Below are 22,196 nucleotides of genomic sequence, written 5' to 3' on the forward strand. Positions count from 1 at the left end.
CCTCGAAATGTCTTCTGGGGCGAGGCGCGCGGCCGGACCGCGCGCCTCGGTGTCTGCGTTACTGCTTCAGGCGCGTCCAGACCTTGTTGTAGAGATCGACCACTTCCTGAGGGCAGGGCTGCACGAAGTCGGGCGCCGGGGCGTCTTCGGGCATGACGATCTCGGGGGCGCTCAGCATCTCTTCATCCATGAATTCTTCGGACCCGGTGATGCCGTTGGCGTAGCGGGCGAAGTTCGAGGTCATCGCCGCGTTCTCGGGGTCCATCATGAAGTTGATGAAGAGCTTGGCGTTCTCCATGTTCGGCGCGTCGGCCAGCACCGCCACGTTGTCCATCCAGCCGGTGAAGCCTTCCTTGGGATAGGCGTATTGCAGCGTCGGGCGCTGGGCGCGGGCGCGCATGGCGGCGCCGTTCCAGTTCTGCGACAGATCGACATCGCCCGAGGTCAGCTTCTCGATGGTGGAATAGTCCATCGTGCGCCAATGCTGCTTGGCCTCGAGCAGAAGCTCGAGCACTTCGCGCATCTCTTCCTCGTTGCCGTTGCAGCGCTCGTAGCCGAGATAGCGCAGGCCGGCGTTGATCACGTCGTTCATGTCGTTGAGCATGTTGATCCGGCCCTTGAGTTCTTCGGGCGGGTCGAACATCAGCGCGAGCGTGTTGATGTCGCCGTCATAGACCGCGGTATCGACGGTGAAGGCGGTGGTGCCCCACTGGTAGGGGATCGAGTAGTTGCGGCCCTCGTCCCACCAGACATCGACCCATTTCGGGTCGACATTCTCGAAATTCTCCATCTCGTTGGGCTTCACTTCGGCCAGCAGGCCTTCGCCGATCATGACCTTGACCATGTAGTCGCCGGGCATGACCACGTCATAGCCGGTGTTGCCGGCCTGAACCTTGGCCAGCATGGTTTCGTTCGAGTCGTAGCTGTCGAGGTTGACGGTGACGTCATGCTCCTTCTCGAACTTCTCGATCATCTCGGGGTTGGTGTAGTTGCCCCAGTTGTAGATGTTCAGCTCGCCCTCGGCGAGGGCCGCCCCGCCGGCGAGGGCCAGCGCGGTGGCGGCCGTGACAGCCTTCAATTGTGTCTTCATCGTTGTTACCTCCTGTTGGATTGGTTTTTTGGTTACTTCTTCATTTTCCCCTGGACGAGGAAGAGCACGAGAACGAGCAGGACCGACACACCGACAAGGATGGTCGAGACGGCGTTGATCTCGGGCGTGATGCCGCGGCGCAGGGCGCCGAGGATGTAGATGGGTAGGGTGGTCTCGCCCGGGCCTGCCACCATCAGCGTGATGATCACGTCGTCGAGCGAGACGACGAAGGCCAGCATCGCCCCGGCGAGGATGCCGGGCATGAGAAGCGGCAGGGTGATGTGGCGGAAGGTCTGCCAGGGCGTGGCATAGAGGTCGGCGCCGGCCTGTTCGAGCGTCAGCGTCATGTCCTCGAGCCGGGCGCGGATGGGCATGTAGGCGAAGGGAATGCAGAAGGCGGTATGCGCCGCCATCAGGTAGCCCACGCCGGTGACCCCGGTAAGCTGCTTGACCAGCGAGAACAGCGACAGGGTCGAGATGGCGGTGACGATCTCGGGGATCATCAGCGGCTGGTTGATGATGCCATAGGCCAGCCCCTGTCCGCGGAAGGCCGCGGTGCGGGTGGTAGCGAGTGCGGCCATCGTGGCGGCGATGGTCGAGAAGAAGGTGGCGACCAGGGCCACCTTGACCGACATCCACGCCGCGTTGCGTATCCCTTCGTTTTCAAGCGCGGCTTCGTACCAGCGCAGGGAAAACTCCGTCCATTTCACGACTGAGCGGTTGTCGTTGAAGGAAAAGACAATCAGCACAACAAGCGGCAGATAAAGTGCGAAGATGCAGGCCCAGCCGGCGGCCTTGAATCCAGGCATGGCCTTGAGATCACGCGACCGCATCTTGCGTTTGGTCGACTGCGCCGTTGCGCCCGCTGCGAGTGGAGGGGTGTCAGCCATGGGCGCGCGCTCCTTTCCCGGCGGACCGGGCATAGATCAGCAGGGCGATCACCACGAGCGCCATCAGGATAAGCGCTGCAGCCGACCCGAAGGGCCAGTTGCGCGACGAGCCGAACTGGATGGCGATCATGTTGCCGATCATCAGCTTCTTGCCGCCACCCAGAAGCTCCGGGGTGATGTAAGCACCAAGCCCGGGGATGAAAACGAGGATACAGCCGGCGATGATGCCGGGCTTGGCGATCGGCGCGATGATGTGGCGCAGCACGCGAAAGCGGTTGGCGTAAAGGTCATAGCCCGCCTCGACCAGCCGGAAATCGAGTTTTTCGAGGCTGGCATAGAGAGGCAGCACCATGAAGGGGAGGTAGCTGTAGATCAGCCCGATGAAGACCGCCGTGTCGGTATAGAGGATCGAGAGCGGCCGGTCGATCACGCCGACGCCCATGAGCGAGAGGTTGATCAGCCCCTCGTCGCGCAGGATCAGCGGCATCGCGTAGGTCCGGATCAGCAGGTTGGTCCAGAACGGCAGGGTGATCAGGAACAGCCAGAAGTTCCGCTGGTCGCGCGGCTTGGTGGCGATGAAATAGGCGGTGGGAAAGCCGATCAGCAGCGCCCCGATGGTGGCCCCGAAGGCCAGCCCGATCGAGCGCATGTAGATCGTCAGGTAGGAATCGTTGAACTGAAGCGTGTCGTCGAAGATGTCGCGTTCGAACAAGAACTGGACATAGGCATTGGGGGTGAAGTCCCAGATCACGCCGCCATATGTGCCGGGCGTCAGGAAGGAATAGAGCGCGGTGATGCCGAGCGGCATGATGCTGATCGTCAGGATGATGATCAGCGCCGGGGCCAGAAGCGCCCGCCGGGTCCGGCGGCGCCGGCGCCGCGATTCCTGTTCGGCGAGGGTGAGGCTGGTGTCGGTCATGCCAGCACCCGCGCGCCGTCCGGGGCAATGACGACGCCCACCTGAGCGCCCGGCGACAGGTCGATACCCTCGGTCGAGCCGCCGTGGCGGACGACCAGCTCCTCGCCCGAGCCGAGCCGGAGATGCAGGTTGTGGGCCGAGCCCATGTAGACGAGGTTCTCGAGCTGGCCGGTGAGGGCGGGCGTGTCGCCGGCCTGGGCGACGCGGATGCTTTCGGGGCGGAGCGCCACCGCGCATTGCCCTTGCGTATCGGCCCCGGTGGAGCGGGCGAGCATCGTGGTGCCATCCTTGAGGCGCACGCGCGTCTGGTCGCCCTCGGTGCCTTCGACCTGCGCTTCGAGGATGTTGATGTCGCCGATGAAGTCGGCCACGAAACGGTGCGTGGGCTTGTCGTAGATGTCCTTGGGCGTGCCGATCTGGAGGATCTGGCCGTCGCGCATGACGGCAATCCGGTCGGACATGGTGAGCGCTTCTTCCTGGTCGTGGGTGACGAAGATGAAGGTGATCCCGGTCTCGGCCTGAAGGCTCTTCAGCTCGATCTGCATGTTCTTGCGCAGCTTGAGGTCAAGCGCCGCCAGCGGCTCGTCGAGCAGGAGCACCTTGGGCGCGGGGGCCAGCGCCCGGGCCAGCGCCACGCGCTGCTGCTGGCCGCCGGAAAGCTGATCGGTGCGGCGGTTCGCCATCGCCTCGAGCTGGACGAGCGAGAGCATCTGCTTCACGCGGTCCTCCAACTCGCCAGAGGGTTTGCCAAGCATCTTGAGGCCGAAGCCGATGTTCTCGGACACGGTCATGTGCGGGAAGAGCGCGTAGTTCTGGAAGACGGTGTTCACCGGTCGCACATGCGGGGGCAGGGCGGTGATGTCCTGCCCGTCGAGCTCGATCGTGCCGCTGGTCGGCAGCTCGAACCCGGCGATCAGCCGCAGAAGCGTGGTCTTGCCACAGCCCGAGGGGCCCAGCAGCGTGAAGAACTCGTTCTCGCGGATCTTGATATCGACATTGTCGAGGGCCGTGACCGCCGACTCGCCCTGGCCGAAGGTTTTCGTCAGTTCACGGGCCGAGATCATGTTGCGTCGGGTAGTGGTGTCTTCCGGGGCCTTTGCGGTCTCGCTGGTCATTCCCTGTCCCTGTTTTTTGTCGCCGCGACATTGTTTGTGGTATTTGTTTATCGAATCGCGATACTGTTATGATAATAACATGACTGGTCCCACGGCAACATCAACTTTCCCCCCTGCGGCATCGCTGGAGAAACGCATCGAGAATGTGTGGGACAGCCTGTCGTCGGCCGAACGCCGGGCGGCGGCGTGCATGCGGGCGCGGGGCAACCTTCTGTCGCTCGACACCGGTGCCGCGTTGGCCCAGGAGGCGGGCGTCAGCCAGATGACCGTCAGCCGGCTGCTCAAGAAGATGGGGTTCCAGGGGGTGGCGGCGCTCAAGCGGGCGCTGCGCGAGGACGAGGCGCTGGACGCGATCGACCTGAAGGACCGCAACGAGCGGCTGCTCGACGGCTCGATCGGCGACTTCCTCAAGCGCGAGGCCGAGGCGGTGCTGGCGCTGGCGGAGCTTGTGGCCTCGGACCGCTGGCGCGAGGCGGTCGAGGTGGTGCACGGCGCCGACGACGTGGTGGTGGCCGGGTTCCAGATGCTGCGCGGGCACGTGGAGGATTTTGCGCGGCGGCTGTCGACCTATCGCGACAACGTGCGCTATGCGGCCACCCATGACGGGTGCCTGTCCGAGCTGATCCCGCCGAAGGGGCGGGCGCGGCGGCGCGTGCTGATCCTTGTCGATATCGTACCCTATGGGCGCGAGGCCGAGACGGTGGCGGCGCTGGCGCGGAAATCGGGCTTCGAAGTGCTGATCCTGACCGACGAGCTGAATGAATGGGCGAAGGCGCATACCGATTTGGTGCTGACGGCGCGCATCTCGACCGACCTGACGATCGAGTCGACCGGGCCGCTGGCGACGCTCTTGTCGTTGCTGGCGCAGGCGGTGGCCGAGCATGATCCGGTGGCCACGGCGGCGCGGCTGGATCACTGGGCGCAGATCGCGGGGGAGATGCGGTATTACTCGCGCAAGACCCCGCGCCGGCGCCGCCCGCTCTGGAAGGCGAGCTATTCCGGGCCGAAGGGCTAGCCCCGGCCCGGCGATTATATGTGCGGCCGTGGTCAGGCGGCGAAGTCCATCTTTCCCAGTTCGTCCAGCGCATCGGCGAAGGCGTCGATGATGAGGTCGATCTCGTCCCGCTCGATGATCATCGGCGGGCAGAAGGCCATCGCGTCCATCATCGCCCGCGAGATGACGCCGCGCTCGAACAGCAGCTTGTTCATCGCCGCGCCAAGCTTGCCCGGTTTCAGGTCTGCGCCGCCGTCGGGGTGCACCAGCTCGACCGCCGCGATAAGACCCACGCCGCGCACCTCGCCCACCATCGGGTGACGGGCGAACTGGGCCAGCTTGTCGCGGAAATAGGCGCCGTTCTCGGCGGCCTTGGTCACCAGGTCGCGCTCCTCGATGATCTTGATGTTCTCGAGCGCGACGGCCGCGCCGACCGGGTGGCCCGCGCCGGTGTAGCCGTGGCCCAGCACGCCGATCCGGCCGCTTTCCTCGGCGATGGGCTCATAGAAACGGTCGTTCAGCAGGATGGCCGAGAAGGGCACGTAGCTGGAGGTGATCTGTTTCGACATGACGATGGCGTCGGGCCGGATGCCGTAGGTTTCACAGCCGAACATCTTGCCGGTGCGGCCGAAGCCGTTGATGACCTCGTCGGCGATCAGAAGGATATCGTACTTGTCCAGCACCGCCTGGATCTTTTCCCAGTAGGTGGCCGGTGGGACGACCACGCCGCCCGCGCCCATCACCGGCTCGCCAATGAAGGCGGCGATTGTATCGGGCCCTTCGGCCTGGATCATCGCGTCGAGATCCTCGGCGCAGCGCGTGGCGAACTCTTCCTCGCTCTCGCCGTCGCGGCCTTCCTTCCAGTAATGCGGGCAGGTGGTGTGCAGGATGCCGGGAAGGGGCAGGTCGAAGGAGCGGTGGTTGTTGGGCAGGCCGGTCAGGCTGGCCGAGGCGATGGTGACGCCGTGATAGCCGCGATTGCGCGAGATGATCTTCTTCTTCTCGGGCTTGCCGAGCGCGTTGGAGCGATACCAGAGCATTTTTACGACGGTGTCGTTCGCCTCGGAGCCGGAGTTGGTGTAGAACACCTTGGACATCGGCACCGGCGCGATGGAGACCAGCTTCTCGGCCAGATCGATGGCGGCCGGATGCGCACGGTGGGCGAAGTTATGGTAGTAGGGCAGCTTCTTCATCTGCTCGGTCGCGGCGTTCACGAGGCGGTCCTCGCCGAAGCCGACCGCGACGCTCCAGAGGCCGGCCATCGCCTCGACATAGCGCTTGCCGTGATTGTCGAAGACGAAGACGCCTTCCCCGTGCTCGATAATCTGGGGGCCGTTCTCGGCATGGGCCATGGCGTCGGTGTAGGAGTGGAAGTGGTAGGCGATGTCGCGCGCTTCGGGGGAATTGGGAGCAAGTGTCATGGGACGATCCGTGTTGATGGCCGCAGTTCGGGGGTTCTGCAGAACACTGGCAGAAGTGGCGGAGAAAGCAAATCCGAAATTTGATCAAAAGAGGTGTGGGCCGAGCCTTGCCGGGGTCGCGTTTGATTGACGTGCCTCAAAGGCTTGGCTACGGTTGGCGGTCAGGGAGGCTCCGGTGAACAAGCCCACGGTCCACGATATCGCCAAGGAGGCGGGCGTCAGCCTTGCCACGGTCGACCGCGTGCTGAACGCGCGGCCCGGGGTGCGCGAGAAGACCATCGCAAAGGTGAATGCCGCTGTCGAGCGGCTGGGTTACGTGCGCGATACCTATGCCGCGAACCTTGCGCGGCAGCGGCAATACCGCTTCGTCTTCGTCCTGCCGGAAGGGCCGAGCCAGTTTACCGAAACGCTGAAGGCGGCGCTGCAGGAGGCCTATGCCTCGCAGATCGCCGACCGGGTGGTGCTGCGGACGGTGAGCGTGCCGGCCAACGATCCGCATGCCATCGTGCGGGCGTTGCGGGCGCTCGATACCGATCGGCTGGACGGTGTGGCGATCATGGCGCCCGAGACGCCGCAGGTGCGTGACGCGATTGCCCGGTTGAAGGAGGCCGGGCTGGCCGTGGTGGCCGTGGCGACCGACCTGCCCAACTCGAAGCGGGATTATTTCATCGGGATCAACAACTTGTCGGCCGGGCGGACGACCGGTTTGCTGATGGGTCGGTTTGCCGGGGGGCAGGGCGAGGTGCTTGTGGTGACCAATTCCATGCGGTCGCGCGACAGTCTCGAGCGGCGGCTGGGCTTCGACGAGGTGATGAAGAGCGACTTCCCGGCGATGACCGTGCTGCCGTCGATCGAGACCTATGACGACCCGGCGCGCATGGCGAGCGTGATCGCCGATGTCGTCGAGAACCGGCCTGGGGTGGTGGGGCTCTATTCCATGGGGCTGGGAAACGCGCCGCTGCTCGACGCCCTGCGCGAGGCGGGGCGGGCGGGGCAGCTGGTCGTGATCGCGCATGAACTGACACCGAAGACTCGCGAGGCGTTGCAGCGGAACGAGCTGGCGGCGGTGATCACGCAGAACGTCGGACACCTGGTTCGGAGCGCGCTGCGGGTGCTGCGGGCGTTCTGTGACGAGCAGTCGATCTTCGAGGCGCAGGAGCGGATTCGAATCGAAATCGTGCTTCGCGAGAACCTTTACTAGGCGGTTTTCGCGGATTTCGCCTGCGTGGGCGGCGCGATCCGCCCGATGGGGGTTCCCTTGCGTAAATCACTGACGTTTCAAGGAATATCCTGAATTCCGGTCCTACTCGACGGCTTCGGGATCCTTCGGGGGATCGGGTGGCTGGAGGAACGTACCTCAGAAATTCCTAGACATGAGGTACGTTCCTCATTTACCGTTTGCGTGCCTCCCGATCCAACCGCGGAGGCGCGGTGCGTGGATGGCGCGCCGCCTGAACGGGAGGAGACAACCAATGAAGACGACGCAATTTCTGTCGGCTGCTGCCCTGACGGCGGCCACCGGCTTTGCCGCAAGTGGCGCGCAGGCCGACGACCTGACGTTGTGCTGGGCCGCGTGGGACCCGGCCAACGCCCTGATCGAACTGTCGAAGGATTTCGAGGCCGAGTCGGGCCACTCGATGAGCTTCGAATTCGTGCCGTGGCCCAATTTCGCCGACCGGATGCTGAACGAGCTGAACTCGGGCGGGAAGCTGTGCGACCTGATGATCGGCGACAGCCAGTGGATCGGGCTTGGCGCCGAGGCCGGGCATTACGTGAAGCTGAACGATTTCTTCGAGGCCGAAGGGATCAGCATGGATGATTTCATCCCCGCGACGGTGACCGGCTATTCGGAATGGCCCAAGGGCACGCCGAATTACTGGGCGCTGCCGGCCTTCGGCGACGTGGTGGGCTGGACCTACCGCAAGGACTGGTTCGAGATGCCCGAGCATCAGGCCGAGTTCAAGGAAACCTATGGCCGTGACCTGAAGGCGCCGGAAACGCTGGCCGAGCTGAAGGACATCGCCGAGTTCTTCCAGGGCCGCGAGATCGACGGCAAGACGGTCTATGGCGCGGCGATCTATACCGAGCGCGGCTCGGAAGGGATCACCATGGGGGTGACCAACGCACTTTATAACTACGGGTTCGAGTATGGCAGCCCGGACAATCCCTACGAGCTGGAAGGCTACGTGAATTCGCCCGAGGCGGCGGAAGGGCTGGAATATTACAAGGCGCTTTACGATTGCTGCACACCGCCGGGCTCGTCCGACTGGTACATGTCGGCCAATATCGACGCCTACAAGTCGGGGCAGGTGGCCCTTCAGATGAACTTTGCCTTCATCTGGCCGGGCGTGAATGCCGACCCGAACGTGGGCGGCGACAAGTCGGGCTATTTCCCCAATCCGAAGGGCCCGGGCGGGCATTTCGCCCAGCTTGGCGGGCAGGGTATATCGGTTGTCTCCTATTCCGACAGCCAGGATGCGGCGCTCGAATACATCAAGTGGTTCGCGCAGCCCGAGATCCAGTCGAAATGGTGGGAGCTTGGCGGCTATTCCGCGCTCAAGGCCGTGGTCGAGGACCCCGGTTTCGCGACCAGCCAGCCCTATGCGCAGACTTTCCTCGACTCGATGGCGATCGTGAAGGATTTCTGGGCGGAGCCGGCCTATGCCTCGCTTCTGCTGGCCATGCAGGACCATGTGCACAGCTACGTGATCGCGGGCGAAGGCACGGCGCAGGAGGCGCTTGACGCGCTGGTCGAGGATTGGACCGAGGTCTTCGAGGACGAAGGCAAGATCTGATCCGGGCTGCTCTGGCGCCTGTCTTGCCGGGCGCCAGCGGCACCCTCGTGCGGGGCCGTGCGGCCGGCTTCGGCCCCGCGCAAACGAACACCACTACCGGGAAGGAAGTCTCATGTCCGAGACGGTCATGGATCGGGCCGCCAGCGCCACGCCCACGAAAGTTGCGCGCCGTATAAAGGGGATGTCCGACCGCACCATCGCGTGGATCTTCGTGGCGCCCACGGTGTTCCTGCTGCTGGCGGTGAATATCTTCCCGTTGATCTGGACGATCCGCCTGAGCTTTACCAACTACCGCGCCAACCGGCCGAATGCCGAGGTCGAGTGGATCGGGCTGCGGAATTATCAGCGCATCCTGACCGACAGCGATGTCTGGCTGACCATGCAGGCGACGGCGCATTTCCTGTTCTGGACGATCTTTTTCCAGGTGATCCTGGGCTTCGCACTGGCGTGGCTGATCAACAAGAAGTTCAAGGGCAATGATCTTTGGACGACGATCATAGTCTTTCCGATGATGCTGTCGCCCGCCGTGGTGGGGAATTTCTGGACGTTCTTGTACCAGCCGCAGATCGGGCTTTTCAATTATGTGGTTGCGTTCTTCACCGGGGCCGACCCCGCGAGCTTCTCGATGATCGGCGAGGTGGCGCTGGCGCCCTGGGCGATCGTGATCGTTGACACATGGATGTGGACGCCCTTCGTCATGCTGATCTGCCTGGCGGGGCTGCGGTCGATCCCCGACACGATCTACGAGGCGGCGGAATGTGACCGGGCGTCGAAATGGCGGCAGTTCTGGACGATCACCGTGCCCATGGTGCTGCCCTTCCTGATGCTGGCCGTGCTGTTCCGGGGGATCGAGAACTTCAAGATGTTCGACCTGGTGGTGCAGCTGACCGGCGGGGGGCCCGGCAACACCACGACGCTCACCTCGATCGACCTCAAGCGCGAGGCGTTCGAGAAGTGGCGGACCGGGTTTTCCTCGGCCTACGCGATCATCCTGTTCGTCACGGTGTTCGGGCTGGCCTCGATCTACGTGAAGGCGCTGAACAAGGTGAAGGAAAGATGAGCAGCTATTCGATCACCGAGGCCACCGGCCGGCAGAAATGGGTCGCGGGCGTGCTTGTCATCGGCTACGCGCTGATCACGCTGATGCCCTTGTTGTGGATCCTTGCGACCGGGTTCAAGAGCTCGCCGGATTCGATTGCCTATCCGCCCAAGGTGGTGTTCGAACCGTCGCTCGAAGGCTACGTGAACCTGTTTACCACCCAGACGCGGCAGAGCGCGGAGTACCTCGCGGCCAACCCGCCGGAGACGTGGTACGAGGAGATCGTGCACGACAAGGGGATGGTGATTGCCGGGCCGTCGCGGTTTGGCGAGCGGTTCATGAACTCGGTGATCATCGGGTTCGGGTCGACCTTCCTGTCCGTCTTCCTCGGCACGCTCGCGGCCTATGCCTTTTCGCGGTATCGCATCCCGCTCAAGGATGACCTGCTGTTCTTCATCCTGTCGACGCGGATGATGCCGCCGATTGCCATCGCCATTCCGATCTTCCTGATGTTCCGCACGCTGGGCCTGTCGGACACGCATGCGGGCATGATCCTGCTTTACACGGCGGTGAACCTGTCGCTGTCGGTCTGGTTGCTGAAAGGGTTCATCGACGAGATCCCGCGGGAATACGAGGAGGCCGCGCTGATCGACGGGTACACGCGGTTCCAGGCGTTCTACAAGGTGGTGCTGCCGCAGGCGGCGACCGGTATCGCCTCGACCGCGATCTTCTGCCTGATCTTTTCGTGGAACGAGTATGCCTTTGCGGTGCTGCTGACCTCGGGCACGGCGCAGACGGCGCCGCCCTTCATCCCCACGATCATCGGCGTGGGCGGGCAGGACTGGCCCGCCGTGGCGGCCGGCGCGACGATCTTCCTGGTGCCGGTCATGGTATTCACCATCCTGCTGCGCAAGCACCTGCTGCGCGGGATCACCTTCGGAGCGGTTCGGAAATGAGGGAATTCGTCAACGGCCTGCTGCGGTTGCGCCGCGGCCCATGGGAAATGCTGGCCTCGGGGCTTATCGCGCTTGGGGTGGTGATGCTGATGCAGCCCTTCGTGCTGTGGGCCTTCACCTATTCCTTCATCATCACGCTGACGGGGACGGTCATGTTCATCATCGTCAGCCATTTCCCGGAATAGGAGGCGCGTATGGCAGAGATCGTCATCAAGAACCTGCGCAAGGATTTCGGCAGTTTCACCGCCGTCAAATCCTCGTCCTTCCGGATCGAGGACGGGGAGTTCTTCATGCTGCTGGGCCCGTCCGGATGCGGGAAGACCACGACCCTGCGGATGATCGCGGGGCTGGAGCTGCCGACCTCGGGCGAGATCTACATCGACGGCGAGGAGGTGGGCCAGAAACCGGCCAGCCAGCGCGACATCGCCTTCGTCTTCCAGATGTTCGCGCTGTATCCGCATATGAACGTGCGCAAGAACATCAGCTATCCGCTGGTAAGCCAGGGGATGCCCCGCGCGCAGGTGCGCGAGAAGGTGGCGGAGGCGGCGCGTATTCTGGGCATCGAGAACATCATCGACCGGCCCGTCGGCGGCTTGTCGGGCGGCGACCGGCAGCGCGTGGCGCTGGGCCGGGCGATCGTGCGGAACCCGAAGTGTTTCCTGATGGACGAGCCGCTTGGCGCGCTCGATGCGGAGTTTCGCGAGCATATGGCCGAAGAGTTGCGCAACCTGCATGACCGGATGGGGGCGACCACGGTCTACGTGACGCATGACCAGCTTGAAGCGATGCAGATGGGCGACAAGATCGTGGTAATGAACCACGGGGTGATCGAGCAGTTCGGCACGCCGCAGGATATCTACGACAAGCCCGCCAGCCGGTTCGTGGCGGAGTTCATCGGCTCGCCCTCGATGAATTTCCTGAAGTTCCATGACAGTCTGGAAGTGGGGGCGACGAGCGTGACGATGCATCACGAGACGCTGCATATCCCGGCGCTGCGGGAGCCGTTTGACGGCGACATGATCTATGGCGTGCGGCCCGAGCATGTGCGGCTGTCCGATGCCTCGGGCTATCGCGGGGAGGTGATCGCCACGGAGTATCTCGGGACGACCCAGATCGTGACGCTGAAAACCCATAACGGCGAGGTAAAGGCGCGGATCGGGTCGGAGCAGCCGGCCCGGGTGGGCGAGAGCGTGGGGCTCGACTTCAACGGCCAGACCGTAACGCTGTTCGATACGCAGGCGGGGCGGGCGATCCGGTCGGACCTGAACGAGGGGGTGTTGTCGCATGTCTGACGTGCTTCTGGAAAACGTGACGATGCGCTACGGCTCGACGCTGGCGGTCGACAACCTGACCATGACCGTGAGCGATGGCGCTTTCGTGGTGTTGCTGGGCCCGACAGGGGCGGGCAAGACCACGACGCTGCGGCTGATTTCGGGGCTGGAGTGGCCCGAGAGTGGGGATATCCGCATCGATGGCCGCTCGGTTGTGAACGAGACGCCGGCGCAGCGGGACGTGGCGATGGTGTTTCAGCAATACTCGCTATACCCGCATATGACGGTGCGCGAGAACCTGGCCTTTCCGCTGCGCTCGCCCATCCTGAAGACGCCCGAGGAGGAGATCGAGCGGAAGATCCGCGAGGTGGCGGAGGTGCTCAGCATCCCCCACAAGCTCGACAACAAGGCGACGGAGCTGTCGGGGGGAGAGATGCAACGCGTGTCGATCGGCCGGGCGCTGGTGCGCGATCCGTCGATCTACCTGATGGACGAGCCGCTGTCGTCGCTCGATGCCAAGCTGCGGGCCGATCTGCGGGTCGAGCTGAAGCGCATCCAGGCGAGCCTTGGGGCGACGATGCTCTACGTGACGCATGACCAGATCGAAGCGATGACGATGGCGACGCATGTGGGCGTGCTGGACGAGGGCAAGCTGGTGCAGTTCGGCAGCCCGCGCGAGATTTACGAGGATCCGGTGAGCCTGTACGTGGCCGGGCGGCTTGGGCTGCCGCGGATCAACGCGCTGCCGGCCGGGATATTCGGCGGGGCACCGGCGGAGGCGAAGACCATCGGCCTACGCCCCGAGCATATCGCGCATGGCGAGGGCAAGCCCTCGACCGTGTCGCGGGTGGAACGGCTGGGGGACCAGACCCGTCTGCACCTGCAGCTTGACGGGCATGACATCGTGACGCTCACCGACCCGCATACCGACCTCGAGGCCGGGGATACCGTGGCCATTCAACCCCGCAACGCCCTTTATTTCGACGCCTCTGGCGCGCGCATCGCTTAAGGAGACTGAACCATGAAGCAGTTCATCAACGAGAAGGAAACCGTCGTCACCGAAGCGATCGACGGCAACCTTCGCATCGCCGGAGGGCGGCTGGCGCGGCTGGACGGGTATCCGCATATCAAGGTGGTGGTGCGTACCGACTGGGACCGGTCGAAAGTCGCGCTGGTGTCGGGTGGCGGTTCGGGGCACGAGCCAAGCCATGCGGGGTTCGTGGGCCAGGGGATGCTGACGGCGGCGGTGTGCGGGGAGGTCTTCGCCTCCCCTTCTGTCGATGCGGTGCTGGCGGGGATCCTGTCGGTGACGGGCAAGGCGGGGTGCCTGTTGATCGTGAAGAACTATACCGGCGACCGGCTGAATTTCGGGCTGGCGGCCGAACGGGCACGGGCGCAGGGGCTGAAGGTGAACATGGTGATCGTCGACGATGACGTGGCCCTTCCCGACCTGCCGCAGGCGCGCGGGGTGGCGGGGACGCTGTTCGTGCACAAGATTGCCGGCGCCCTGGCCGAACAGGGGGCCGACCTCGACGCGGTAACGGAGGCGGCGGAGCGGGTGATCAAGGGGGCCGTGTCGATCGGCATGTCGCTCGATACCTGCACGGTGCCGGGCTCCCCCAAGGAGGACCGGATCGGGCCGGGCAAGGCCGAGCTGGGGCTGGGCATTCACGGTGAGGCGGGGATCGAGCAGGTGCCCTTCACCACGGCGCGCGAGGCGATCTCGATGGTGATCGACCGGCTGGCGCCGCATCTGGGCAGCGGGCCGCATGTGGCCTTGTTGAACAACCTCGGGGCCACGACCCCGCTGGAGATGGGGGTGCTGGCGCATGAGCTGACCCGCTCGCGCATCGGCGATCAGCTGCGCTGGCTGATCGGGCCGGCGCCGATGATGACATCGCTGGATATGCGGGGGTTCTCGATCTCGGTCTACCCGGTGTCGAAGGCGGACGAGGCGGCCTTGCTGGCGCCGGTGGCCCCGTGGGCCTGGCCCGGTTGTCACATGATCGGTGAGGTCGAGCTGCTCGACCTGCCGGACGGGCTGACGCCGATCAAGCCGATCCCGTCGTCGCATGAGGCTACGCGGGCGTTCGTGGAGCGGTGCTGCAAGATCCTGATCGGCGAGCAGGATGCGCTGAACGCACTGGATGCGAAGTCGGGGGACGGGGACACTGGCAGCACGCTGGCCACGGCCTCGCGGGCGCTGATCGGGTCGCTGGACCGGTTGCCGCTGGCGGACCAGACGCAGTTGTACCGGGCCATCGGGCTGGAGCTGAGCCAGACGATGGGCGGGTCGTCGGGCGTGCTGCTGGCGATCTTCTTCGCGGCGGCGGGCGATGCCTCGGCCAGCGGGAAGGACGCGATCGGGGCGTTGAAGGCGGGCCTCGAGCGGGTGCAGCAGGTGGGGGGTGCAGGCCCCGGCGACCGGACGATGATCGACGCGCTGCAGCCGGCGCTGGAGGCGTTGCCCGATGGGCTGGCGGCCGCAGCGGAGGCGGCGAGGAAGGGCGCCGATGCGACGGCGGAGATCACCCGCGCGCGTGCCGGGCGGGCGAGCTACGTCTCGGCCGAAAGCCTGGCCGGGCACAACGACCCCGGCGCCGAGGCGGTGGCGCGGCTGTTCGAGCATCTCTCACGCGTCGACGAACCGGCCAACTGACCGGCGGGAGGCCGGGCCGTGGCTGTGGCCAGGCCGCGCAGAATATGTTAGCGCTATCATGAGTCGCGAAAACAGTTAAAGGGAGCCTTCATCATGACTGCCAAGCTTGCCATCAACGGGTTCGGCCGGATCGGCCGCTGCGTCCTGCGGGCATGGGTGGAATCGGGGCGGGACGATATCGAGATCGTCGCGATTAACGACCTCGCCCCGGTCGAGACCAGCGCGCATCTTCTGAAATATGACAGTGTGCACGGCCGGTTGGCCGAGGAGGTCTCGGTCGAGGGGGGCGAGCTGATCGTCGGCGGGCGGCGCATCCGCGTGACGGCGGAACGGGCGCCGGAAGACCTGCCATGGTCGGACGTGGACGTGGCGCTGGAGTGCACCGGGGTCTTTACCGCGCGCGACAAGGCGGCGCGGCATCTGCAGAACGGGTCGGGCCGGGTGCTGGTTTCGGCACCGGCGGAGGGCGCGGACAAGACCATCGTTTACGGGGTCAATCACCAGAGCCTGAGCGCCGGGGACACGGTCATCTCCAACGCGTCCTGCACGACGAATTGCCTGGCGCCGGTGGCCAAGGTGCTGGACGACGCGTTCGGGATCGAGACGGGCTACATGACCACGGTGCACAGCTATACCGGCGACCAGCCGGTGCTGGATGCGGCGCACAAGGATCTGTACCGGGCGCGGGGGGCGGCGCTGTCGATGATCCCGACCTCGACCGGGGCGGCAAGGGCCGTGGGGCTGGTGCTTCCGCACCTTGCAGGGCGGCTGGACGGGGCGGCGATCCGGGTGCCGACGCCGAATGTCTCGGTGGTCGATCTGACCTTCATGCCAAGGCGCAGGGCCACCGCGGAGCAGGTCAACGAGGCGATCCGAAAGGCAGCAGGACAAGGGCCGTTAGAGGGTATCCTTGCGGTTAACGATGCGCCGCTGGTGTCGAGCGATTTCAACCACGATTCCCATTCCTCGGTCTTCTGTCCCGGTCAGACTCGGGTGACGGAGGGCGGCATGGTTCGGGTGCTGTCGTGGTATGACAACGAGTGGGGGTTCTCGAACCGGATGCTGGATACCGGGGCGTGGATCGGCAAGCGGCTGGGGCTGCCGGTGGGCGAGCAGAGGCTGGCGGGTTGAAGGGCCTCGGACACCGGATTTTCAACGTCGGTATAACGTCGGTATTTTGTCGGTATTGCGTCGGTGCAATCTCGGCGAGGCCGGAGGGCGCCCGCGCCGCCATGTCGGCTGCGCGGGCGGTTTCGTGGTAGTGCTCAGTAGCCGGACGGATAGACCGGGAAGCCCGCCATCTGCCACGCCGTGATGCCGCCGCGATACCAGTAGACGTTCGTATAGCCGGCCGCGACGACCCGCAGGGTGGCGTTGTAGCTGAGCCAGCATTGCGGATCGGAGCAGTAGAGGATGATCGGGTAGTCGGCGAGCTGGCCGGTCACCTGCCCGAGGAACTGCCCGGTCTGCTGTTGAATCCGGTCCTCGTAGGAACCGGGGGACGACATTTCCGGGATCATGTAGGCGCCGGGCAGGGCGTATTCGCCGCCCAGCACGTCGATGATGATCATCTCGAGCCCGCTGGCCATGGCGTTGGCGAGGCCTTCCGTCGAGACGACCGAGGCGCCGGGCACCGCGGTGGGGGTCGGCGCGTGCATGCCGCCATTGCGCAGGTTGCCCGAGGGCGGCACGCCGTAGTCACGGCTTTCGAAGGAGAGGATCTGGGGATCGACCGTGATCGCCTGGGCCTGGGCCTGCCCGCCCTGGTCGGTTTCGGGCTGAGCCTCGGGTTGTGGCTCGGGCTGGGTTTCCGGCATGGCGGTTTCGGTGCTGTCACCGGTGCCTGTGCCGGAGCCGGTGATCGCGAAGTCGGGATCGAAGCTGCCATCCTCGGGCGCGGTTTCCGCCGTCGTGCCGGTATCGGCCGTGCCGGTGTCGCCGGTGGTGGTGCCGCTGTCGGCCGTGGGTTCGGTTTCCGGTCCGAAACTGCCGCCGAAGCCGTCATCGGTGGCCGGTTCCGAGGCGGCTTGCGCCCCGGTGTCAGTGCCGGTGTCCGAGCCGGTGTCCGGCTCGGGTTGCTTTGCGTCGGACGTGGCTTCGACGGCAGGCTGGCCGTCGTCGAAGCTGCCGCCGAAGCCGTCATCGGCGAGCGCCGGGACGCTGAGGAGCGCCGCCAGCGCCGCGCCTGTCGCGGTGCGTGCAATCAAGGTCATACGTTCTCTCCTTCCCGCGGATCAGCCGCGCACGTGGCCTGCGATCCAGTCGAAGTAGTTCGACACGCGGGTGTAGACCGAATAGAGGTTCTCGTGACCGCAGGGCTCGGCCGAGCCGAGGGGTTTGCGGCCCCAGCTGACGATGCCGACCTGAAGCCAGTCGCCGTCGGCTTCCTTGATCATCAGCGGGCCGCCGCTGTCGCCATTGCAGGACGTGCGCTTGCCGCTGGGCACGCCGGCGCAGATCATGTTGTCGGTCAGCGCGTCGCCCCAGTTGTTGAGGATGATCGAGTAGGCCTCCTCGAGGCTGGTCATCGGGATCCGGTTCTCGGTGCCGATGGCGAGGAGGAAGGCGCCCAGATCACGCTGGGATACCTCGGCCATGCCCTTGTTGCAGGTGGCGTTGGAGACGATGTCGATATCGGTTTCCATCAGGTCGACGGGGAACTTCGCCTCTTCCATCATGCCCCAGCCGATGACGACCGCCGGGCCTTCGGGAAGCTGGGTCGAGCCGGTCTGCACCGGGATGGCGGCGACCGGGCCGGAGCTGTCGCTGATCGGCTCGGCCAGCTGGATCAGGCCGATATCGGCGTCGCCGGTGCGGGGATCGTAATCCTCGTGGACGATCACCTGGGCGACGGCGCGCAGGTCGCCTTCGCCCAGATCGGCGGCGCCGGACTTGATGGCCACCTCGCCCGGCTGAACCGCGCGGCCCTCGTCATCGGCGATGCAGTGGGCGGCGGTGAGCACCCATTGGCGGGCTATGATCGAGCCGCCGCAGAATTGCGAGCCGTAAAGCCCCTCGGTGGTGCCGTCGAGCCGTTCGGTCAGGTGCAGCGACACCTGGTGCGGCCAGGCGCCATCCTGGGCGGCGCGGCCGCCATAGATGCGCGAGGCGGTCTCGCCGGTGAGGTTCTCGGCCTTGGCGCGCTCCTTCACCACGTAATTGGCGACCGAGGTGCCGGTGCCCTGGGCGGGTACGGCGACCTTGGCAAAGCTCGAATCCTGCGCCGGCGCGGGCTGCGCAAGCATGCAGAACACGGACAGGGCCGTGGCGCTTGAGGTCAGAAATTTCATTTGTCTTCTCCCGTTAAAAGTCCTGTTTCTTCCCCTGGTAATTCGTTGGCTCGACCGACCGGCCGGCGCGCAGGAACGCTTCGCGGCGGGGCAGGACCTGCCATGTCCATGCCTCGACCCAGATGCCGGCGGAGCCGAGTCCGCCAAAGGCACCGCGCGTGTCACTGCGCCGGGCCAGGTCGTCGAGAAAGGCGCGCGGGTCGCCTGCGGTGCCCCTGGTGGGGCCGTCCAGGCAGGTTTCGACCAGGCCTTCGAGATTGAGTGCTTCGGTGTTGTCGCGGGCCTCGGTGACGACGACGAACAGCCGCTCGGTCCCGGCGGAATAGCCGCCGGGGCAGTCGGAGCAGATGGTCATGGCCGGGCCGAGGGGCAGCGCGTTGGCGTTGCCGGTGATCCGTTCGTGTTCGGCATGGACGCAGAACTGGGCGTCGACATGCACGCGGTTGACGTCGAAGGTGCCGCCGGTGGCGCCCTGGGCGCTGAAGGCGAGACCGTCGCATTGCTTGAGCCGGGCGCCATGGTCGAGGGGGACGGGCGCGGTGCTGCTGGCGGCGCGGTAGGCGGCGCGGCATTCGCGGCGGGGGGAGGTGTCGCTTCCAAGGTCGGCGAGCGCCTCGATCGGGACGGGCTGGAGTTGGGTTTCGACGTCGATCGGGCTGGGGTTGAGGAGCGAGCCGGAGGCGGAGAGGTTTTCCAGCATCCGGGCCAGGGTTTCGGCGCGGGCGATGCGGGCGAGGATGACGGGCAGGTCGGGGCCAATGGTGGGTTGCCAGGTGAGGCCGGCGGGGCTGTCGCCGGCTTGCGCGGGCAGGCCGAACCAGAGGGCGCCGTCACTGTGGAGCACGTCGATATCGGCCTCGGCGGCCGACAGGGTGACGGCGGGGCCGGTGCCGTCGGCCGTGGCGGCGATGGCGTCGGTGAGGGCGGTGACGAGCGGGTGGTCGTCGGGCAGGGCGGCGCCGGTGGCGAGGTCACGGGGGTGGGCCAGCGCGATGGTGAGGTCGACCGGGTGGGCGATGACCTGGGCGAAGCGGGCCTCGGGCGGCAGGGTGCCGGCGATGTCGCAGAGCGTGTCGGCGCGCGGGGTGCAATCGGCGGCGACGGGGCGGAGGAAGGCCTCGGCCGCGTCGGGGTCTTCCACCTGGGCGAAGCCGATCAGGGCGTCGGGCGCGTCCGCCGCGTCGGCCACCAGCCCCAGCAGCGTGCCCTCGGCCAGCCCGTGGACCATGCCGGCGGCGATGCTGTCATCGGTGACGGCGAAGCGGCGTACGCCCGCCGTGTCGCGCCCGCCAAAGACGGCGGCGTCGATCAGGTCGCCCTCCCAGAGTGGCGTCTGGAGCTTGGCGACGCCGGGCACGTGGGCGGCGTTCATGTCGGAGAGCACGGCCTGGAAGAGCTGGCGGAAGGAGAGTGCGGCGTCGTCCTGAAGCCGGGCGGCGAGGGTGGAGGTGAAGAAGCCGTACCAGTCGTCGCCGCCCTCGGCCTCGGCGAAGTTGACCTCGCGCGCGAGTTCGGTGGATTGCGCGGCGTAGAAGGCCAGGAGGCCGCCGGGCGGTTCGGGCCCGGTGGGGGCGGTGTCGGTGGCGTCTTCGACCTGGTGCGCGGGGGTGACGGAAACGCCGAGCGCGGCGGGGTCGACGAAGCGGGCGACGGTGCCGGGGGTGGCGGCGCGGGTGCCGGAGCCGGAGTGGCAACTGTCGAGCACGAACCAGACATCGGCGCCGGTCATGCGGATGGCGTGGAGGGCTTCGCCGATCTCGTCATCGGTGATGGCGTTGGGGATGGCCCCGGCGCCGGGTTCGGCGCGGGCGGTGTCGGCGGGCAGGAACACCTCGTCGAGCCCGTCGGCCTCGTCACCGTTGCGATCGGGCTGGCGGGTGCCGTGGCCGGAGAGGTGGATATAGATGAAATCGCCGTCCTGCGCCGTGGCGGCGAGATCGGCGAAGGCGTCGAGGATGGCGGCGCGGGTGGGGCGCGGGGCGCCGTCGATCCCGTCGGCGAGCACGGTGATATCGGAAATGCCGCGGTTTTCGAGGGTGGTGCCGAGGAGGCGGACATCGTTGGCGGGGCCCTTGAGGTCGGCCACGCCGGCGGCATCGTCGTAGTCGGAGACGCCGATCAGCAGGGCGCGTGTCTCCGCCGCCGCGACAAGGGGCGCGGCAAGGAAAATGCCATAGATCAAAAACACCAGCAGGCCGCGCATCATGCAGGCCATCCTCCCCGGGAGTCGCGATGCGTACGAATTAACCGGGGGTCAGCTTACGCCGGGTTATGTAAAATCTCATAGCAAAAAATGCCCTGACCCGCGCGCTGCGCGGGCCGGAATCGCTGTCATTTACTCAAAACTGCGTGAAACGCCGGTGATCAGCGCTTCTGCAGAAGCTGGGCGATGCGCGCCCGGAAGATCTCGGAATCGCGGACCACGGCGGCCCAGCCGGTGGGATCGGTGCGGCGGGCTTCGCGCAGGCTGTCGATCGTCGCCTCGAAGGTCGAGGCCAGGTCGCCGAAATCGGCGAAGCCCAGCGAGCCGGCGGATCCGGCGATGCGGTGGTAGACCGAGCGGATCTCGGCCATGCCGGTGTCGATCGGGGCTTCCTCCTGTTCGACCTTGCGGCGGGCCTCGACGATCTCGCGATCGCGCTCGGCCAGAACCTTCAGGAAGAGATCACGCGTCTTGGCGAGCCTCTGCGCCATGATCTGATCGAGATCTTCCATCTGTGCCTGTGTCATGTCTGCTCCCGTTTATGCTCTTGCGGTTTGAAGGATGGATTTGGCCTGGGTCTTGTGCGGCAGGGGGAACTGTGCCAGCGACCGGGCTTTCTCGAGCATGCTGGCCGGGTCGCCGAGCTGCAGCAGCGCCGGGCGCACGACCGGGCCGACGGTGACGACCGGGCGCATCACGTCGGGCTCGTCGAGCTGATCGTAGAACTGCTCGAGCGCGATGTTGATGAGCGCTTCCAGCTCGCCCGGGTCGATGGCCGCGAGACGGGGCAGAAGGACGACGAAATCGCCCGAGCCCGCGTAGGCGAACATGTGGTGCATGGTCTGCAGCTCGCCATGGGCGGTTTCGGCCACGTCGCCCAGCATGTCCATGAAGGCGGTGCGGGTCATAAGGCCGAAGAGCTTCTCGGCGTTGCGGATGTGGATGCACATGGCGGCGTGGTTCATCATCCGCAGGCGGCCGACGGTTTCGAGGTAGTTCTTGACCGCGACGTAATGCATGACGCCGTCGACATCGTTGAGCGCAACGGGCTCGTCGAAATCGCGCATCCCCTGCTCGATGGCGTCGTGGTCGCGGAGCATGGCCTTCATCGACTCGAAGCGGCGGCTTTCGCGGACGATCCGTTCGACGGCGCTGAGGCGGCCGCGGAGCTGGTTGATGTCGAGCGGTTTCGACAGGTAGTCGATGGCACCGGCCTGGAATGCGCCGTCGACGCTGTCGCGGTCACCCATGGAAGTGATCATCACCACCGGCGCGCGCTTGCCGCTTTCGGTGGAGCGGATGTTGCGGACCAGCTCGATGCCGTTCATGCCGGGCATCTCGATGTCGCAGAGGAAGCAGTCGAACGGCTGCGGTGCTGCCTGAATGAATTTCAGTGCCTCGGGCCCGGACGTCGCGTAGACGACGTCGGGATAGCCCAGCCTGTCCATGTAGGACTCGAGGATCTCGCGGAATACGGGATCATCGTCTACGGCAAGAATTCTCATCATGGTGGTTCCATTTCGTAAGCAGGGGCAATCCCTTAAGTACTTAAAA

At 65.7% G+C, this 22,196-nt stretch carries 20 protein-coding genes; 10 read left to right on the forward strand and 10 right to left on the reverse strand.

What is annotated here, in order from left to right; all coding sequences use genetic code 11:
- Nucleotides 1-58 precede the first annotated feature (58 nt).
- Genes RLN94_RS18400 through RLN94_RS18415 form a run of 4 tightly spaced genes read right to left on the reverse strand, consistent with a single transcriptional unit; the run spans nucleotide 59 to nucleotide 4,014 of the window.
- Nucleotides 59-1,090 carry an ABC transporter substrate-binding protein gene (locus RLN94_RS18400; protein WP_350127232.1) on the reverse strand — a complete coding sequence of 344 codons (1,032 nt, stop codon included), beginning with the start codon at nucleotides 1,088-1,090 and terminating at the stop codon, nucleotides 59-61.
- A gap of 32 nt (nucleotides 1,091-1,122) precedes the next feature.
- A complete protein-coding gene (locus RLN94_RS18405) occupies nucleotides 1,123-1,980 on the reverse strand; it encodes an ABC transporter permease (protein ID WP_350127229.1) in 858 nt (285 codons plus the stop codon).
- Complete coding sequence (locus RLN94_RS18410; RefSeq protein ID WP_350169410.1) at nucleotides 1,973-2,899, reverse strand: ABC transporter permease; 927 nt, start codon at nucleotides 2,897-2,899, stop codon at nucleotides 1,973-1,975. The genes RLN94_RS18405 and RLN94_RS18410 overlap by 8 nt, the downstream gene beginning before the upstream one ends.
- Nucleotides 2,896-4,014: an ABC transporter ATP-binding protein gene (locus RLN94_RS18415; protein WP_502949438.1), complete on the reverse strand. Its 1,119-nt coding sequence runs from the start codon at nucleotides 4,012-4,014 to the stop codon at nucleotides 2,896-2,898. Before RLN94_RS18415 ends, RLN94_RS18410 begins: the two co-directional genes overlap by 4 nt.
- Before the next feature lie 79 nt (nucleotides 4,015-4,093).
- Here RLN94_RS18415 and RLN94_RS18420 point away from each other — a divergent pair, with 79 nt between their 5' ends.
- Nucleotides 4,094-5,029 carry a MurR/RpiR family transcriptional regulator gene (locus RLN94_RS18420; RefSeq protein WP_350127223.1) on the forward strand — a complete coding sequence of 312 codons (936 nt, stop codon included), beginning with the start codon at nucleotides 4,094-4,096 and terminating at the stop codon, nucleotides 5,027-5,029.
- 32 nt (nucleotides 5,030-5,061) lie between these two features.
- Here the strand turns inward: RLN94_RS18420 and RLN94_RS18425 are convergent, their stop codons facing one another.
- Complete coding sequence (locus tag RLN94_RS18425) at nucleotides 5,062-6,429, reverse strand: aspartate aminotransferase family protein (RefSeq protein WP_350127221.1); 1,368 nt, start codon at nucleotides 6,427-6,429, stop codon at nucleotides 5,062-5,064.
- A gap of 175 nt (nucleotides 6,430-6,604) precedes the next feature.
- Between RLN94_RS18425 and RLN94_RS18430 the strand changes: the two genes are divergently transcribed.
- From RLN94_RS18430 to gap, 9 genes are all read left to right on the forward strand, one after another.
- Entirely contained in the window at nucleotides 6,605-7,630 is a 1,026-nt protein-coding gene (locus tag RLN94_RS18430; RefSeq protein WP_350127218.1) for a LacI family DNA-binding transcriptional regulator, read from the forward strand.
- A 271-nt stretch (nucleotides 7,631-7,901) separates the two neighbouring features.
- Nucleotides 7,902-9,224, forward strand: coding sequence for an ABC transporter substrate-binding protein (locus RLN94_RS18435; RefSeq protein ID WP_350127215.1), 1,323 nt, complete (start codon nucleotides 7,902-7,904; stop codon nucleotides 9,222-9,224).
- 112 nt (nucleotides 9,225-9,336) lie between these two features.
- Complete coding sequence (locus tag RLN94_RS18440; protein WP_350127212.1) at nucleotides 9,337-10,284, forward strand: carbohydrate ABC transporter permease; 948 nt, start codon at nucleotides 9,337-9,339, stop codon at nucleotides 10,282-10,284.
- On the forward strand, nucleotides 10,281-11,219 hold the full coding sequence (locus tag RLN94_RS18445; RefSeq protein WP_350127209.1) for a carbohydrate ABC transporter permease: 939 nt from the start codon (nucleotides 10,281-10,283) through the stop codon (nucleotides 11,217-11,219). Before RLN94_RS18440 ends, RLN94_RS18445 begins: the two co-directional genes overlap by 4 nt.
- On the forward strand, nucleotides 11,216-11,404 hold the full coding sequence (locus tag RLN94_RS18450; protein WP_350127206.1) for a hypothetical protein: 189 nt from the start codon (nucleotides 11,216-11,218) through the stop codon (nucleotides 11,402-11,404). The genes RLN94_RS18445 and RLN94_RS18450 overlap by 4 nt, the downstream gene beginning before the upstream one ends.
- 9 nt (nucleotides 11,405-11,413) lie before the next feature.
- Complete coding sequence (locus tag RLN94_RS18455) at nucleotides 11,414-12,511, forward strand: ABC transporter ATP-binding protein (protein ID WP_350127203.1); 1,098 nt, start codon at nucleotides 11,414-11,416, stop codon at nucleotides 12,509-12,511.
- Entirely contained in the window at nucleotides 12,504-13,499 is a 996-nt protein-coding gene (locus tag RLN94_RS18460) for an ABC transporter ATP-binding protein (protein WP_350127199.1), read from the forward strand. The genes RLN94_RS18455 and RLN94_RS18460 overlap by 8 nt, the downstream gene beginning before the upstream one ends.
- Before the next feature lie 12 nt (nucleotides 13,500-13,511).
- Entirely contained in the window at nucleotides 13,512-15,149 is a 1,638-nt protein-coding gene (locus RLN94_RS18465; protein WP_350127196.1) for a dihydroxyacetone kinase subunit DhaK, read from the forward strand.
- A gap of 93 nt (nucleotides 15,150-15,242) precedes the next feature.
- Nucleotides 15,243-16,280: a type I glyceraldehyde-3-phosphate dehydrogenase gene (gene gap / locus RLN94_RS18470; protein WP_350127193.1), complete on the forward strand. Its 1,038-nt coding sequence runs from the start codon at nucleotides 15,243-15,245 to the stop codon at nucleotides 16,278-16,280.
- Nucleotides 16,281-16,414: 134 nt separating this feature from the next.
- Here the strand turns inward: gap and RLN94_RS18475 are convergent, their stop codons facing one another.
- The 5 genes from RLN94_RS18475 to RLN94_RS18495 form a co-directional block, all read right to left on the reverse strand.
- Nucleotides 16,415-17,362 carry a rhodanese-like domain-containing protein gene (locus RLN94_RS18475; protein WP_350127190.1) on the reverse strand — a complete coding sequence of 316 codons (948 nt, stop codon included), beginning with the start codon at nucleotides 17,360-17,362 and terminating at the stop codon, nucleotides 16,415-16,417.
- A 21-nt stretch (nucleotides 17,363-17,383) separates the two neighbouring features.
- Complete coding sequence (locus RLN94_RS18480; protein ID WP_350127187.1) at nucleotides 17,384-18,439, reverse strand: S1 family serine peptidase; 1,056 nt, start codon at nucleotides 18,437-18,439, stop codon at nucleotides 17,384-17,386.
- Between the two features lie 13 nt (nucleotides 18,440-18,452).
- Nucleotides 18,453-20,645: a caspase family protein gene (locus RLN94_RS18485; protein ID WP_350127184.1), complete on the reverse strand. Its 2,193-nt coding sequence runs from the start codon at nucleotides 20,643-20,645 to the stop codon at nucleotides 18,453-18,455.
- A 158-nt stretch (nucleotides 20,646-20,803) separates the two neighbouring features.
- A complete protein-coding gene (locus tag RLN94_RS18490) occupies nucleotides 20,804-21,169 on the reverse strand; it encodes an Hpt domain-containing protein (RefSeq protein WP_350127181.1) in 366 nt (121 codons plus the stop codon).
- A gap of 12 nt (nucleotides 21,170-21,181) precedes the next feature.
- The gene (locus RLN94_RS18495; RefSeq protein WP_350127178.1) at nucleotides 21,182-22,150 is read right to left on the reverse strand and encodes a response regulator; all 969 of its coding nucleotides are present in this window, start codon (nucleotides 22,148-22,150) and stop codon (nucleotides 21,182-21,184) included.
- Between the last annotated feature and the right edge of the window lie 46 nt (nucleotides 22,151-22,196).

This window comes from Roseovarius sp. (assembly GCF_040223625.1).
Lineage (GTDB): Bacteria > Pseudomonadota > Alphaproteobacteria > Rhodobacterales > Rhodobacteraceae > Roseovarius.